Source organism: Oribacterium asaccharolyticum ACB7, assembly GCF_000238075.1.
Classification (GTDB): Bacteria; Bacillota; Clostridia; order Lachnospirales; family Lachnospiraceae; genus Oribacterium; species Oribacterium asaccharolyticum.
This window is the reverse complement of record NZ_JH414505.1, coordinates 594953-610263: the sequence shown is the minus strand read 5'-3', so window position 1 is coordinate 610263 and position 15311 is coordinate 594953. Positions and strand designations below refer to the sequence as shown.

The 15311-nt window shown below is 46.0% G+C and carries 14 protein-coding genes and 1 pseudogene; 12 read left to right on the top strand and 3 right to left on the bottom strand.

The features are described from left to right. The first annotated feature begins 21 nt into the window (after positions 1–21). The 4 genes from HMPREF9624_RS12190 (at position 22) to HMPREF9624_RS07595 (ending at position 1493) form a co-directional block, all read left to right on the top strand. Entirely contained in the window at positions 22–138 is a 117-nt protein-coding gene (locus tag HMPREF9624_RS12190; protein ID WP_330361857.1) for a type II toxin-antitoxin system RelE/ParE family toxin, read from the top strand. Next, positions 135–428, top strand: coding sequence for a helix-turn-helix domain-containing protein (locus tag HMPREF9624_RS07605; protein ID WP_009537260.1), 294 nt, complete (start codon positions 135–137; stop codon positions 426–428). Before HMPREF9624_RS12190 ends, HMPREF9624_RS07605 begins: the two co-directional genes overlap by 4 nt. A gap of 176 nt (positions 429–604) precedes the next feature. Beyond that, positions 605–1039, top strand: coding sequence for a GNAT family N-acetyltransferase (locus HMPREF9624_RS07600; protein ID WP_009537259.1), 435 nt, complete (start codon positions 605–607; stop codon positions 1037–1039). A gap of 172 nt (positions 1040–1211) precedes the next feature. Further along, complete coding sequence (locus HMPREF9624_RS07595; protein WP_009537258.1) at positions 1212–1493, top strand: DUF5963 family protein; 282 nt, start codon at positions 1212–1214, stop codon at positions 1491–1493. On the opposite strand, the pseudogene HMPREF9624_RS12310 reads toward HMPREF9624_RS07595, so the two are convergent. Further along, a pseudogene (locus HMPREF9624_RS12310) lies at positions 1492–1656 on the bottom strand (IS110 family transposase); the annotation flags it as partial. The gene HMPREF9624_RS07595 and the pseudogene HMPREF9624_RS12310 overlap by 2 nt on opposite strands. Before the next feature lie 94 nt (positions 1657–1750). Between HMPREF9624_RS12310 and HMPREF9624_RS07590 the strand changes: the two are divergent. The 4 genes from HMPREF9624_RS07590 (at position 1751) to HMPREF9624_RS07575 (ending at position 8642) form a co-directional block, all read left to right on the top strand. Then, positions 1751–3475, top strand: coding sequence for a zinc ribbon domain-containing protein (locus HMPREF9624_RS07590; protein ID WP_009537257.1), 1725 nt, complete (start codon positions 1751–1753; stop codon positions 3473–3475). A 166-nt stretch (positions 3476–3641) separates the two neighbouring features. Continuing rightward, entirely contained in the window at positions 3642–5621 is a 1980-nt protein-coding gene (locus HMPREF9624_RS07585; protein WP_009537256.1) for a zinc ribbon domain-containing protein, read from the top strand. A 19-nt stretch (positions 5622–5640) separates the two neighbouring features. Next, a complete protein-coding gene (locus HMPREF9624_RS07580) occupies positions 5641–6273 on the top strand; it encodes an ABC transporter ATP-binding protein (RefSeq protein WP_009537255.1) in 633 nt (210 codons plus the stop codon). After that, a complete protein-coding gene (locus tag HMPREF9624_RS07575) occupies positions 6270–8642 on the top strand; it encodes an ABC transporter permease (protein WP_009537254.1) in 2373 nt (790 codons plus the stop codon). Before HMPREF9624_RS07580 ends, HMPREF9624_RS07575 begins: the two co-directional genes overlap by 4 nt. A gap of 5 nt (positions 8643–8647) precedes the next feature. Here the strand turns inward: HMPREF9624_RS07575 and HMPREF9624_RS07570 are convergent, their stop codons facing one another. Together HMPREF9624_RS07570 and HMPREF9624_RS07565 are read right to left on the bottom strand one after the other, a co-directional pair. Then, positions 8648–9427 carry a type III pantothenate kinase gene (locus tag HMPREF9624_RS07570; RefSeq protein WP_009537253.1) on the bottom strand — a complete coding sequence of 260 codons (780 nt, stop codon included), beginning with the start codon at positions 9425–9427 and terminating at the stop codon, positions 8648–8650. A gap of 108 nt (positions 9428–9535) precedes the next feature. Then, positions 9536–10138 (bottom strand): ECF transporter S component, encoded by a 603-nt coding sequence (locus HMPREF9624_RS07565; protein ID WP_009537252.1) that lies wholly within the window; start codon positions 10136–10138, stop codon positions 9536–9538. A gap of 245 nt (positions 10139–10383) precedes the next feature. Between HMPREF9624_RS07565 and HMPREF9624_RS07560 the strand changes: the two genes are divergently transcribed. Genes HMPREF9624_RS07560 through HMPREF9624_RS07545 form a run of 4 tightly spaced genes read left to right on the top strand, consistent with a single transcriptional unit; the run spans position 10384 to position 15224 of the window. Continuing rightward, a complete protein-coding gene (locus tag HMPREF9624_RS07560) occupies positions 10384–10701 on the top strand; it encodes a hypothetical protein (protein WP_009537251.1) in 318 nt (105 codons plus the stop codon). Further along, positions 10698–12323, top strand: a complete 1626-nt coding sequence (locus tag HMPREF9624_RS07555; RefSeq protein ID WP_009537250.1) for a response regulator — start codon at positions 10698–10700, stop codon at positions 12321–12323. Before HMPREF9624_RS07560 ends, HMPREF9624_RS07555 begins: the two co-directional genes overlap by 4 nt. Beyond that, a complete protein-coding gene (locus HMPREF9624_RS07550) occupies positions 12320–14347 on the top strand; it encodes a cache domain-containing sensor histidine kinase (protein ID WP_242822634.1) in 2028 nt (675 codons plus the stop codon). The genes HMPREF9624_RS07555 and HMPREF9624_RS07550 overlap by 4 nt, the downstream gene beginning before the upstream one ends. Continuing rightward, complete coding sequence (locus HMPREF9624_RS07545; RefSeq protein ID WP_242822633.1) at positions 14256–15224, top strand: substrate-binding domain-containing protein; 969 nt, start codon at positions 14256–14258, stop codon at positions 15222–15224. Before HMPREF9624_RS07550 ends, HMPREF9624_RS07545 begins: the two co-directional genes overlap by 92 nt. Positions 15225–15311 lie beyond the last annotated feature (87 nt).

Sequence of the window (15311 nt, the reverse complement as noted above, 5' to 3'; positions counted from 1 at the left end):
AACGCTTGACGTGAAGATGAGATTATTATTGCGACAAATGGTTTTGTCAAGAAGCAGCAGAAAACGCCGCAAAGTGAGATCCAGCTAGCAAAGCAGAGGAGAGCGATTTACTTGAGAAGGAAGGAGAGCATACGATGAGCGATTTACAGGAATTGACTAACGAACTCATGCAGGATGCTGCGTTTAGAAAGGAATATGAAGCTCTTCAGCCGGAGAGAGACATCACGATGTCTTTGATTCGAGCGAGAAAGGAAGCAGGACTTACGCAGGCGGAGTTATCTGAGAAAACCGGAATCAGTCAGGCAGATATCAGCAGATTGGAGAATGGCACAAGGAATCCCAGTTTGGCCTTACTGAATCGTATCGCCGAAGCGGTGAATTCGACGCTGAGAATAGAGTTTGTACCGAACCAGCACCTAGCAAAATAGTGCGAAATCGGAAACTCTGATAACATCTCGTGATAACAAATATTGAGCGAGTTTCACATGCGATACTTATTTCTCAATGAACAATTAGGTGAGAAATAATAGTAAGCCTTCCATCATTTCGATGGGGGGCTTTTCTGGAAAATAGAAAATGGTAGATTAGAAGTTGTGGAGTATGAATGAATATAAGAATTAGAAAAATGACAGTCAGTGATTTGGAACCGCTTTACAAACTTTTGTCGAATTCGAAAGTAATGCAATATCTCGAAGCACCCTACACAAAAGAGCAGACCGAGCAATTCCTCTTTCGATCCGGTCTTTCTGAGACACCATTGATATACGCAGTTGAAAAAGATAACGACTTCATCGGATATGTGATTTATCATGATTACGATTCAGAGAGTGTCGAGATTGGATGGGTTTTAGAACCTTTCTTTTGGGGGCTAGGGATTGCATCATGCTTGACATCAGGTATGATAGCAAAAGCTAGAAACTCAGGTAAACAGGTAGTGATTGAATGTGTACCTGAACAAAAAAGTAGTATTCGGATAGCTGAAAAATATGGATTTCAAAAGTGTGGTATTATCGATGGACTGATGATATATCGTTTGTAGAGGTAAATCCCTGTCTGTCGGGATAGGTAAATTAGAAGCTTAGATTAAGTGGTAACAAAGTGTTTTGGCTGTAAAACTATTGAAAGTACAGTAATTTAATGGCTTGAGAAAAATATATTCTGAGAGATACAATACTTTTTTGATAGTACAAGTAAACGAAGTGGGGTAAAATATGAAGATGAAAAATAGAATTCTAATTGCTTTGGCTGTTGGATTTGTTATTGCGATGCTGCTTATGAGCGTCAAAATCTATTTTGGTTTTACTAATGCATATAGTACAAATATAAATGTACTAACCGTCAAAATACTTGGAATACCTATCTATGAACTTACAAAGTCCGGATCAGAGTATTTTGGTAAATCAATAGGAACTCATATGGGGGCAATATGTGGTATTTGTATGGCGCTGAGTGTTATTATTGAAGAGATTTTCTTTAAAGTAAGACAAAAATAGAAGAGGCGATAAAATATGCTCCCGGCAGTTCCTGAAGAAGACGGTATACCGAGTTCATGTGCAGAGTCGGAACAAGAGACTCAAGTTCCGGGAACAGGATGTTTACAAGCCTAGATACTGAAGTTTTCAGTTTCGCACGTTCTTTGACAAGCTCAAAACGATAGCCATTTGAAGGCTCTCTCCTTTTATGTTATGCTACAAAAATAGGAGAAAAACAAAATAACGCGGTACGTTTACTGTTTGAAGGGGGAAAGTACATGAGAAACTGTCCTAATTGCGGAAATGCGGTACAAGACGGCTGTTTGTTTTGCACGCATTGCGGAGAGAAGCTGGAGGAGCACCCTGTAGGAGAGGGAACGCCGGTGCAGGAGGCCGTGGGAGGCGAAGCCCCGGTGCAGAATAGTGTGAATCCGGTGCATGTGGCTTCGGGTGGCGCTGCTTCACAAGAAACGAAGGAGAAAAAGGGAGGGAAACCCTATTTTCTCATTGGCGTAGCGGCTGTTTTCATTGCGGTTCTGGTCGGTGTTTTGCTTTTGGGAAAGACCGTTCTTTCCATGGGACTTTTTTTAAGTCCGAAGCAGAAATTCCTAAAGTATCAGGCGGATTACTTTAATGAAAAGCTAAAGAACGTAGAGGCCTTGGAAATCTTTCCGCTAACGAAAAAAAATATCACCTTTACCATAAGCGGAGAGGTGAGGGGAAACAAAGAGGTGGCAAAATATCTGGAAGACTCTTCCATCGTGATGAAGACCAAGACGAATCCGGAAAAGGGAAGTTATCAGGCGAGCCTGCTCTTTAATCTTATGGGAGAAGATGTGCTGGATGCCTATGGTGAATATGCGGACGGAAAACTCGGCTTGGCTTTTCCCTCTCTGGAAAAGAAGTTTTATCAGGGAGAACTTCAATCCATCCTGAATCATTCATCGGATGAAGAGATAGAACTTCCGAACTTCAACAAAATGAAGGAAAACCGAAAGCTTGCCGAAAAGTTATTCAAGAAATACGGAAGTCTGCTTTCCGAATTTTTCACCGAAGAGAATTTCACGGTAGAAAAGGGAAGATTTACGATGCCGATTTATGGGAAGGGCTTCGAAGAGGAAGAATTTGAGGGTACCATTTACAGATTTAAGCCAAGCGCGGAAGATCTGGAGGGAATCTTGGAGAAAATCGCCGATAAGCTGGAAAAGGATGAGGACTGCGCAAAATTTCTGATACAAAGCGGACTCGGTATAATGATTTCAGAGCACATAGCTTATTATGAATTTATAGATGAGAGCCGCTTAGCAGACTTTGCCGATTGGCTTCGCGAGAACGCGGAAGAACTTGCAGAAGAGCTCGAAGAGAAGCATATTATGTGGGTACTTACCATGGAGGGGAAGGAAGTCCGGAAAATTCAAATAGGAACAGATATAGAGGATGACGATGAATTTAAGTGGGAAGATGGAGATAGGATCTTCTTTAACTGCATTAGCGGGAGGCATGAAAAAATCAGAGCAGATCTTTTCGGCTTTGGCCTAAGGGAGGACGCGAAGGCTTTTTTCATTAAAAATGTATATACGGATAAGGGTAAAACGCTGGATGGGAATTTTTATCTCCTTAGCCCTATTTTTCCTGTATCACCGTTTAGACACATTGAATATTCTGTGGAAAAAGGGAAGAAGGATAAGATGTTAGCTTTACCGTACGGTGAGTATGATTTTAGCGATGCTTTAGGCGATGGGCTTCGAGGTAAGATGACAGTAAAAGACGGAAAAAAGAACAGTACAGACTATGAAATAAAAATCAGCGGCTTAGAAGAGGATTATTTACCCGAAATCAAAACCCTCAGCATCCAGGTCAATGCGAAGGAAGGGGCGGATCTTTCCAGACCGAAGGGAAAGACGGTAGACATTTCCGACTACACTTTGTATGAGGTGAAGGAGCTGGGAGAGGCATTCTCGGAGGAACTTTCGAATATTGGAGAGGAAATATTCGGTAACTAAAGCTCGGAAAGTCTATCGAAAAAGTGTGAAGAAGACAATGCACAGAGCATTTCACAGAAAAAAGGGGATAGCCATTTGAAGGCTTTCCCCTTTTATGTTATGCTACAGCTTATAAGACAGGAGAAAAGGCCGGCAATGTCCGTGCCTGCTTGAAGGGAGAAAAGACATGGCAAAATGTCCGAATTGTGGAAAAGAAGTTAGTGAAGGATTCCGGTTCTGCACAAACTGTGGAGAAAAGCTGGAGCCGGTAGAGCCTGTGCAGAGTGTCGAGCCTGCTGCGGAGACAGTAGAGGAAGCACCCGTGACCGAGCCTAACGCAGATACAGTAGAGGAAGCCCCCGTGACCGAGCCTGCTGCTGAAGCGGTAACGGAGCCGGCAAAGGAAGAGCCCGCCTCCGAAGTGCCGGTATCTGTAGCAAACGAAGTGCCGGTATCGGAGGCAGTGAATGAAGTGCCGGTATCGGAACCGGCTGTAGAAGTGCCGGAGGAGATTCAGGCTGCGGAGCCTGCTCCGGAACCGGTTTCCGAAGTACTGATTGCGCCGATGATGGAAGAGGCGGTATATAGAGAGCCTGCCGGAGCGCCGGGGGATAACGGGCAGAGTCGGGAGACTCCGGAAGAAAAGAAGAAACAGCCCCCATATTTTCTGATTGGGGTTGCGGCCGTTGTATTGATTGTAATCATCGGTTTTGTGGCATTGGGAAAAGTATTCGGCGGCTTCAATCCGATGCAGCTTTTGGGAGGCGGAACTCCGGGACAAAAGTTCCTTGGCTATCAGACGGATTATTTTAACGGCAAACTGAAAGCCATGGAGGACCTTGGACTGCTTCGCATGGAAGACAATCGGGCTTTGACTTTCACTGTGACCGGAGAAGTAAAAGGCAATAAAGAGGTTGCGGAGTATCTGGAAGACAGTTCTCTGGTTCTTAAGACAAAGACCAATCTGGATAAGGGAAATCTCCAGGCAAGCTTGCTGGTCAAACTGACGGGAAACTCGGTACTGGATGCTTACGGTGAATATGATAATGGAAACTTTTCTTTTGCCTTCCCGTCCATCGATAAGAAGCTTTATACAGCGGATGTAAAGACCTTGCTCGAAAATAATACGGGAGAAGAGGTGCAGATTCCGGATTTGAAGAAATCAAAGGAAAATCGGAAACTCGGAAAGAAGCTTTTAGCGAAGTACGGGGTACTCCTTTCCAAGTCGATGAACAAGAAGAATCTCACTACGGAGAAGGGAACCTTCACAATAGAGCATCTGGATGAGGATTTGAAAGATACAAAATATAAGGGGACAAGGTATACCTTTAAGCCTAAGGCGGAAGAAATTGAGAAATTTGTAGAGAAGCTCGCCGATATGATGGAAAAGGACAAGGACCTCGAGAAGTTTATTGAACAGGGCGCTTACGGGAAGTATCTTGAGTTAATCTCCGGATACGGAAGAAATGAATCCACTGCCGAGCAGCTTTCCGACCTTGCCGAAAGGCTCCGTGATAATGCGGAAGACATAGGGGAGGAGCTGGAAGACAATAACCTTACCTGGGTAGTGGGAGTAGAGGGAAAGACCCTGCACGAAATCTATCTTTTCGCTGACAACGATGACAACGGAGAACTGGACACGGAGGAAGAATCCTACTTTGTGCTGGCATCGGGGAAAGACAAAGAGGAAGTGGCGGAATTCTTTAATATTTCTCCGGACGGTTATTCTTCGGTGGTCTATCTTTGGAATACGTATAAGAAAAAAGGGAAAACACTGGATGGAACGATTACCGGAATGTTGGACACTCTCTATTTAAATAAAACGGACTATACTATCGAGACGGGAAAGAAGTATCAGATTCTTCCTTATGGAGAGTATAAGTTTAGAGACATTGAAGGGGATAACGGAAAGGTAACCCTTACCGTAAAGGCCGGAAAAAAGAACAGTACGGACTGTGAGTTGAAAATGAGCGGGCTGTATGACTTAGACTACAATGATATCCGCTCGATGACTCTACATATTAACGTGAAGGAAGGCGCGGATATATCCAAGCCCAAGGGAAAGACGGAGGACATTACCGATTATTCCACCGACGAGCTCTATGACTTGATGAGCGAGTTTTCTTCTGAAATCCGGAATATTGGGGAGGAAGTTTTTGGCGGATAGTAATGGAGGAAAATCATAGATGGAAGAGCAGATTTGCGAGATAAGGAATCTGGGACTTCACTACCAAAGAGGGGGGAGAGCGGTTTTGAAAGGGCTCTCCCTTTCTTTCCATAAAGGGGAGATCCTGGGCATAAGGGGAGAAAACGGAGCCGGAAAGAGTACGCTTTTAAAGGCTCTAGCAGGGCTTCTTCCTTATGGAGAGGGAGAGATTCGCTTTGCGCCGAAGGTCCAAAAAGAGCTTTCCTATCTGCCGCAGGACCTTTCTCTTTATGAGAGTCTTACGGCCATGGAGAATCTGTATTTTTACGGAAAGATACAGGGGCTTCCGAAGAAGGTGATTTTTACAAGGGCAACTTGGCTTCTTAGGGAACTGGGGTTGGAAGAGAAAGCCGGAGAGCGCCTCTCCACCCTGTCCGGCGGAATGAAGAGAAGAGTGCACTTAGCCTCTGCGCTCATGAAAAGACCGGCTATTCTCCTTCTGGATGAGCCGACTGTAGGGTGCGACAACGAATCTTATGAGAGGATTTTGTCTCTTCTTCGGAAAATGAAAGCACAGGGCACGGCCATGCTTCTCATCAGCCACGGTAGAGGAGAATTGGAGGAAATGGCGGATCGAATCGTGTATTTAGAGGATGGGAAGATAAGAGAATGAATGGCTTTCTGGCAGCCTTAAAAAAGGATATGTGTTTGTTCTTTCGAAAAGGGGGACTCTTCTCCCTTCTATTTCCGCTTCTCTTACTTCCCCTCTTTCTCTTTTTCTTCCGGGGAAACTCCGGCGGTCTGCAAGCTTTCCCGGTCTCGGTGATTGACGAGGATGAAACCCTGATGTCGAAAACCCTCATTCGGCAAATGGAAGAGGTGGAGCTTTTTTCGGAAGTGCATAAAATCAGTCGAGAGGACATTTCGGAAGAATTGGAAAAGGGAAGTGTCGGCGTTCTGCGCATTCCGAAGGATTTCTTTTATACGGCTTATCGTTTTCAGGGAGAGCCCGTGGAGCTGATTTTAAACGAAAGAAGAGCTACGGAAAGCGCTATTCTGGAATCGGTTTTCACCTCCATTATGAAAATCATGGAAAAAGAACAGGAGATGAGTCTTGCTGTTTTTCATACGGCTTACGGGGAGAAGCTCTCCGCTTCGGAAGAGGAAGAACTCTATCACAGGGCTTCGGAACGATTGCTTAATTCGGTTTTAAAGAGGCAGCTTATTTTTCAGAATGAGGAAGTTGGGGCAAATGTAGCGTTTGCGCTGGTTATGCGGATTGCCTCCGCCCTGCTTTTCCTTTTTCTATCCTTTATCAGCCTGTCTATGGTGTCCGCCGTTCCGGAGGAGGAAAAGAAGGGCATTGTTTCCCGCTTCAGGCAAATGGGAGGAAGGGGCTTTTACCTCTCAAAATTCCTGCTTCTGTTGCTTCTTGCCCTTCCGGTTCTCGCGTTATCGCTTCTTTTTCTTTACAAGGCTTTTGCCTTGTCACCGGAATTGCTTCTCTTTTTTGCCCTGTATTACAACCTTTCCTTACTCAGCTTTTATCTCTTCTTTTGGGGGCTTTTCAGTCTTGTAAGAGAGGAACGACTGGCGAAAAACTTCTCTGTTTGTCTGATTTTCTTGCTCCTGCTCTTTACGGGGAGGCTGTTTAGCGCGGGAAGGCTGCCTTTTTCTCTGGCGCGTTTCTCCCCGATCAGCATCAATGCCGTCCTTTTGGAAGGCCTGCGGCGCGGATACAGTCCGGTGCGTTTAATGCCTTTCGTCCTGCCGCTCGGGCTGTTCCTCCTTTTGGGAATTCTGCTTCGCTTTATGCACAGCTTTACGGAGAAGAGAAGTTCGCTAGAAAAGGAAAGAGTGCCGGAGAAGAGAGGCCTACTCGAAAAGGAAACGGTGTTTCCTAAGAGAAGGGGTTTTGAAGAAGACAGAATCCGGGGAAAACAATTCCTGATGCACTGCCTTCCTTTCCCTTTGTGGAGAGGCTATATTCTGCTGGGTAGAACGGTCGGAGTGCTTCTTTTTCTTCTGTTTTTCCTCTGTCTTGGAAGATATGCCGGGGATAAGACGCAGGAAAAAATAGCGTTTTATCTTGTGAATGAGGACGGTGGAGAGTGGAGTCGGGAACTGCTTAGAGACCTGGACGCGGAAAAGAGCCTGGAGATCCGGCTCATTCCGGAAAGGGAAAAGGAGGAAAAGCTCCTCTATGGCGATAAGGAAGGTGTACTGACGATTCGGAAAGGCTATACCGGAGATAAGGAAGAAAAGGGAAAGCTCCTCTATGAGAGCGGTAGCGCCTCCCTTTCGGAAATGGGGCTAAGAGAAATCGTAGCGGCTGTCGTGGCCGGCGAGAAGATTGAAAGAGGGGCGAACGACTATCTCTCCTCTCTTTTGGGGCGGGAAATCCGTGCGGATGAACAAGACTTGCTTACGAAAAATCAAAAACAATATAAAAGAACGAGTCCGTTATATACGGTGAGAAAACAAAACGGTGCAACGCGGGAAGAGCTCTTCTCTCCGCGAAGAGAGGCGGTTTATGCCTTTTTGCTCTATTTCTTTCTGTTCTCCCTGGCTTCCGTTGCCGGAGAAGGAGAAGAAAAAAGAGTCGGCGCCCGACTGCAAAGTATAGCCGGTGCAAGCAGAAGATATCTGATCGGGCTCTTTCTCGTCTTTCTGGGCATCAGTCTTTGCTTTTTCTTTGCCCTCCGGCTCGACTTCAGTTTTAATGCGTTGCTGTCCCTTCTTTCTTACACGCTCTTCCTCTTCGGCTTCTCCCGCTTTCTTTCCGTAAGAGTGCTCGGAGAGGGAGCGGAGACCGGACTCAGCTTGAATCTGGGCCTGTTTTTCTGCCTTTCGGGAGGCGCTTTTATGGATTTTAGTGCCCTAAGCGGATGGGTAAAGTACCTGCCTTATCTCTCTCCCGTCGGCTTATTCTTAAAAGGCACGGAAGGAGATCTTGTGGCACCTGCCATCCTTCTGGCAATCGGCTTATGTACCTGCCGTTCTTCTTATGACAGGCCTATGCGCTCGCCTTTCTTCTTATGACAGACCTATGCGCCTGCCTTTCGGGAGTCCGTCCAAATCTCCCATAAGCCCGTGAGTAGCAGATTTTCATCTACGATAATGGAATGTCTGCAGTAGGGACAAATCAGATGGGAAAGCCCGCCGGTTGCAAGAAGGGTGGCTTCTTGTCCGAGTTCCTTTAAGAAGCGGTCGATGAGGCCGTCCAAGGAGCCTGCCGTACCGTAAATAATACCGGAACGCATGGCATCGACGGTATTTAAGGAAATCAGCTTCTTCGCGGGAGCAACGTCAATAGAAGGAAGGAGCGAGGTTTCTTTTGCCAAAGCATTCATGGAAATACCTACGCCGGGGAGGATGACGCCTCCCATAAATACCCCTTCCCGATTCACTACAGTCAGGGTGCTGGCGGTACCCATATCGATGATGATGGCGGGAAGCGGATAGCGTTTCTTGGCCGCAACAGCGGAAACAATCAGGTCCGGGCCGACGTCCGCGTAGGATGCGGCGGAAAAGGAAACGGCGGAAACATTTTCCCGGTTTACAATGAAGCACTCACGAATGCCTAAAATCTCGGCGGCTTCCTGAAAAGAGCCGGTGAGCTCCGGTACAACGGAGGACAGCACCATGGCCTGGAAGTCGTGGGCGGAAATCTTAAGAAGAGTACAGATTTCATCGATGTCCGCCGCATACTCGTAGCTGGTCTTTTTGCGATTACTTTCCATGCAGAAAATCTGTGCAATTTCTCCGCTTTCCCGGATGCATCCGAAATTGGTGTGGGTATTTCCGCAGTCAATGGCTAAAATCATGGCTTCTCCCTTACTGAATTTGCGAAGAAAGTTCTATTTTGCTGAATATTTTCGACTTCTTTTCGCTAAATACTTTTGCTTTTTTGCTAAATACTTTTGCTTTTTTTGCTAAATATTTTCTACTTCTTCTTTGGTGAAACGGATTCCCTGTAAGATGCGCACAATGACGGGGGAGACAAGCAGATTCACCAAGAGTTCAATCAGGAAGTTCACGCCCAAAATGCTGAAAACTAAGAAGTGTACGACGGCGTCCTGCCCGTTCGCCCAAAGAGCAAGCGTCTCTTGAAAGAAGAGCACTAAGCCCAGAATAAATATCCCGGTGTTTACAACGGGGGCAAGGACAGCCGGCAGAAGAATCCGGAGAAGCTTTTGCTTCGTGCAGTGCACACTAAGCCCCGCGAGGTACCCTGCAAGGGTGCTTTTCAAAAGACAGAGCAGAAGGGTGATCAGCGGCCTTTGTGAAAATAAAATATAGCCGCCCGCATCATTTCCCGAAACAACGGAAAAACAGACCATGATTCCGAAAACGGCACCGAGAAACGCAGCACTCAAGGAACCGTATAAAATTGCCGCCAGGATAATGGGGATGAGTGTAAAAGTGATGTTGAAAGGGCCGAGTTTGATGCTGCCCAGAATAAGCTGAAGACTGATTACGACGGCGGCCAGTATGGCGGTACCGACGAGCTTTTGAATAAATAATTTGTTTTTCATAAAAACTCCTTATTCCATGAAAAAAATAATTCTGTTTTTCTGATACTACAAGGAAGTTTCCGAACTGTCAATCGAAAGCAAATCGTCTTAAATATTTAAGTATTGAGAGGATGTGACACTTGCAAAGAAGGCGGGGATTTTGTAAAATAAAAAGAAGCTTTATGGTAATTTTTAAGTTTTTTTAAATAAAGGGGTCCGCTTTTGGCGTGGCATTTAATACGGATATAGAATCGAGACGATAAGATATGGTAGAGAAAGTTATACAGGAAATGGGGCTGCCCTTACTTTTTACAGTCCTATTGCTGTATTACGCAATAAAGTTAATGGTTTTTCAAGATGTGGAGAGCATTCGTCCGAAGGGGCGGGCTCCCGTTCAAGATAAGAAGGGATATGGCAGGGAAGCCGGAATATTGGTTCTTATTTTTGCAGCTATTTCGTTAGTAGCATCTTTTTGTATGCTTATTCATCCATTTTTAGGGATATCGCTCATTTTGCTGGGATTTATTCTGGTCGCTATGCAATTTCGGCGTTTGGAGGAAAAGTATAGTGGGGATAGAAAATGAAGAAATATTCCGTACTCTTGGTCGATGACGAAGAGGATGTAGTAAAAGCAATCATGCAGAAGATTGATTGGGACGGCCTCGGCTATTCGCTTTTGGGCTATGCCAAAAACGGCTTGGAGGCGCTGGAAATTGCCGAAGAAAAGCAGGTGGATGTCGTCCTTACCGATATTAAAATGCCGTATATGGACGGGCTGACTCTGTCACACAAATTGAAGGAGCTGTATCCTTCCATTAAGATTGTTATCTTCTCGGGATTTGATGAATTTGAATATGCCAAAGAGGCGATTCGACTCGAAGCGGAAGAATATGTATTAAAGCCGGTAGACAGCGGAGAACTTTCCCGCATTTTTCGTACGGTACACGAGAGACTGGACAAGGAATTCGACGAAAAACAGAATATTAATCACTTAAAGAATTACTATTTGGAGAGCCTGCCCATTTTGCAGGAGAGTTTTTACACCTCCCTGATTGAGGGAAATGTCCGGCAAGAGGATTTGACGCGGGCGATGTTGGACTACCAGATTGACTTGACGGGAAAGTTCTATTCCGTGGTGATTTTGCATAACTCCATAAGCCTTTCGCCGGAAGGCATCAATCCGGTCTTAATCAGTATGTCTATTCGCAAGCTTGCGGAAGAGCGGATGCAAAAGGGATGGAGAGCCTGCTTTTTCACCTATCTCGGAAACACGGTCATCCTTACACAGTTAAAAAGAGAAGAAGAACATTACCGTTTGACGGATGAGATGGAAACGCTCTGCCGGATGGCGAAGTATGTCTGTAATGCCACGATTACGGCGGGTATCGGAAAAACGGTAAGCTCCTTATTGGATTTACCGCTCTCTTATCTGGGGGCACGCGACGCGGTAGCGTATCGTGTTCTCTACGGGCGCGGAAAGGCCATTGCGGTTTCCGACATCAACCCGGAGGAACGGGAGAATCCGTCTTTAAATCGGGAACTTCTGGATGAGGAAAGGCTTCTGGACGTTTATCGAAGCATCAGGATGGCATCCAAGGAAGAGCTTTTCAAGGACATCGATCTCTATATCCAGAACAGCCGCCTGGAGAAGCCTTCCCTGCAGGAGTATCAGTTTTTCCTGATGGAACTTGTGACCAATATTCATAAGTTCCTTTTGTCCAATCAGGTGGATGCGACGCTTATTTTTCCGAAGGACGAGGATGTGTACCAGAAGGTGCAGCAGTTCAGTTTGGAAGAACTTTCGGCTTGGATGAAGCGGATTTGCGAAAGGATTCAGGGCATTATTCAGGAAAAGAGAAGTGACAAGACGAAGTCTTTTGTTAAAAAGGCGGTGGAGCATGTACACAGTCATTACATGGATAAAAACCTTTCCGTAGAGGGACTTTCCATGGAGCTCCATGTTTCGGCGGCTTATTTTTCGACGGTGTTTAAGAAGGAAACGGGAAAGAGCTTTATCAATTACCTTACGGATTATCGCATGGAGAAGGCTTTGCGTCTTCTCATTGAAGAGGAGGAAAAGACCTATATTATCGCAGAGTCGGTTGGCTATGCGGATCCGAATTACTTCAGCTACGCTTTTAAGAAAAAATTCGGGATGTCTCCCTCCAAATATAAAACCAGCGGGATGAAGCAAGAGGGTGTATGATGAGGATATCGGAAAAAGAAGAGAAGAAGCACTTCCTACAGGACATCTTTTTTAAGAAAGGTGCTTTCCTGCCCCTTTCTTTAAGGAGCCCATTTCGCTCTTTTCACAATATGATTCTCATGAGCTTTATGCTCTTATCGATTATCATTATTCTCTTCTTATCCTCGGTTCTGTATCTGCAGTTTTCCGCACGGCTGAAGGAAGAACGGGAAACACAGGCGGAACAGCTCTTAAAACAGGGCGGAAATCGCCTGGAAGAATACCTGATCAGCATGCGACAGATTTCGGATGCGATGTATTATGATGTGATTAAGGGTTCCAATCTGAATTTATTGAAAGTGAATACCGAAATGAACCTCTTATATGAGGCGCATAAGGAAAGTCTTGTTTCTGTTGCCATTTTTTCGGGAGGAGGAAAGCTTCTAACGGCGGTTCCGAACTCAACGGAGAAGAAGAATCGAAAGGTGGTGGAACAGGACTTTTTTACGTCTGCCGTGCAGCAGGTGGAGAATCTGCATTTTTCCCTTCCGCATGTGCAGAATCTTTTTGATGACCCCTCTTTTAGGACACACTGGGTCGTTTCTCTCAGCCGCGTTGTGGAACTGAGTGAAAATGGAGCCAGCAGCAACGGCGTTCTGCTTGTTGACATGAATTTTAATACCATTGAGAGAATGATGGAGAAGCTGAACGGGGAAGATCAATATCGTTACTTTTACCTTTGTGATAAAAAGGGCAATCTGATTTACCATCCCAGGATGCGGGAAATTTTACGAAATGATTTTCAGGAGAATACGGAGGTGCTTTCCGAGCTGGATGACGGGATCCATCATATCAAGGCGGGGAGTAACAGTAGGGCAATCATCGTGGATACGATAGGTTATACCGGGTGGAAGATGGTTGCCGTTCTGGAGGAAGGCAATCGGATTTTTGCCTCCGGCGGAATGTTATATTATGTCTTCATTCTGATTTCGTTAACTTTATTAATCTCGCTTTTGTTTAACCAGCTGGTATCGCTACGCCTGTCCTATCCGATTCGTAAGTTGAATGAGGATTTGGAGAAAATGGGGGAGCGGCGACTTTCTATGGAAGATATCGCCCACTACGGCAGCACGGAGATCATTCACCTGGGAAAAACCCTGGTGCAGTCTTTCCGGCAGATAGACAGACTGACGGAAGAGAAGATAGAGCAGCAGGAAGAGAAAAGACAGACCGAGATGGATGCCCTGCAATCCCAGATTAATCCCCATTTCCTCTATAATACCTTGGAGTCCGTGGTCTGGATGATTGAGAGCGGCAAGAAGGATGATGCGGTATTTATGGTAACCGAGCTGGGAAGCTTTTTCCGCATCAGTCTTTCCGGCGGGAAAAATATCATCCCTCTTTCTCAGGAACTGCAGCACGCCAAGAACTATATGAATATCCAGCAAATCCGTTTTAAAGATAAGTTCAAGGTGGATTTTACGGTGAGCGAGGAAGTCTTACGTTGTCTGACCGTAAAGCTTATTCTGCAGCCCATCCTGGAAAATGCCATCTATCACGGTATGGCGGGCGTGGATGAGGATGGGGAAATCCATGTCAGAGGTGAAATGATTAAGGGAGAAAACACTTCCATGGTCCTTTTGTCCGTGGAAGACAACGGCTTCGGCATGACAGAGGAAAAGGCGGAGTCCCTGCTCGATACGGAGGCGGAGATTTCCGATTTCTCCGACCGGAAGAAACGAGGTTCCGGTGTGGGACTGATTAATGTACACAGAAGAATTCAGTTGCGTTTTGGAACTCGTTTCGGCCTCAGGATCCACAGCGAACCGGATGAGGGAACCAGAGTGGAAGTTCGACTTCCCGCGATAGAGTATACGGAAGAAACACAGAAAAGTCTGGAGCACGGTAATATGCACAGCAGTACAGACGGATTTCACGGAGGGGGCAAAGACAATGAAGGAAAATCGGATATTCACGGTGGCGGTGGCAGTCATAGCGATGATTCTTCTGCTGCTCTCTCTGGGAAGATTCCTGGGGGAGAATAAACCCGAAAAATATAAGATCTCCATCGTGGTGGACCGGAGCAGTTCGGCATCCTGGGACAGCTTTCGGAGAGGCTTAAATGCAGCAGTCAAACAATACAACATGGAATATAATTTTGTGACGACAAGCCGCTTCAGTTCCATTCAGCAGGAATATGCAAGTCTTACCCGGGAAGTCAAGAACGGAACGGACGGCATTATTACGGAATTACGCGCGACGGAGGGGACGGGAGAAATTTTGGATGAGCTTGGGAAGCAGGTGAAGATCGCCCTGGTGGAAAGCGAGCGGGAAAACGTGAGACCCGACCTTTTCATTCCGACCTTTTCCGTGGATGAAGAGGCGCTCGGAACGGCGCTTGGAACGGAGGTTTTACAAAGCTCCTTACAGGCAGAAAAACTGAGTATCGGGATTCTCGCCGGAAATCAGAGCAAGGGCAATATGAAGAAACGCCTGGATGCCCTAAAGAAGGTTTTGGAGAGCGGAGAGCAGGAAATTGCCTGGGTGATTGAGGACCGCGGACAGTATCGAAAGGACCTTGATGAGGAAAGCCATAGGAAGAGTGTGGATGTCATCATTGCTCTGGATAACGACAGCCTGGAAGCGGCTGCACACTATACACAGGAAACCGGAAGAAGCTTTATCGAGCTCTACGGGGTAGGAGATTCCGAGGAAGTCATTTATGATTTGGATACGGGCGTGATTCGGAGCCTGATTGTTATCGACCATTATGATATGGCCTATTCCGCGGTGGAAGCCTTGTGGAAACAATTGTCCGGGGGGCAAAAAACCGGAGAAACCCACCTTGTGGATTTTTATGTCGTGAAGGCCGGCAATATGTACAGTAAAAAAATGGAACGGATTCTGTTTCCGACAGATTAATAAGCCGACGGCCGCTTTCCCCTCCGGGAAGAGCGGGAAATTTTCGGAGCAGCTTTCGAAAAGAGAGGACTTGAAAGAGGGACCGTT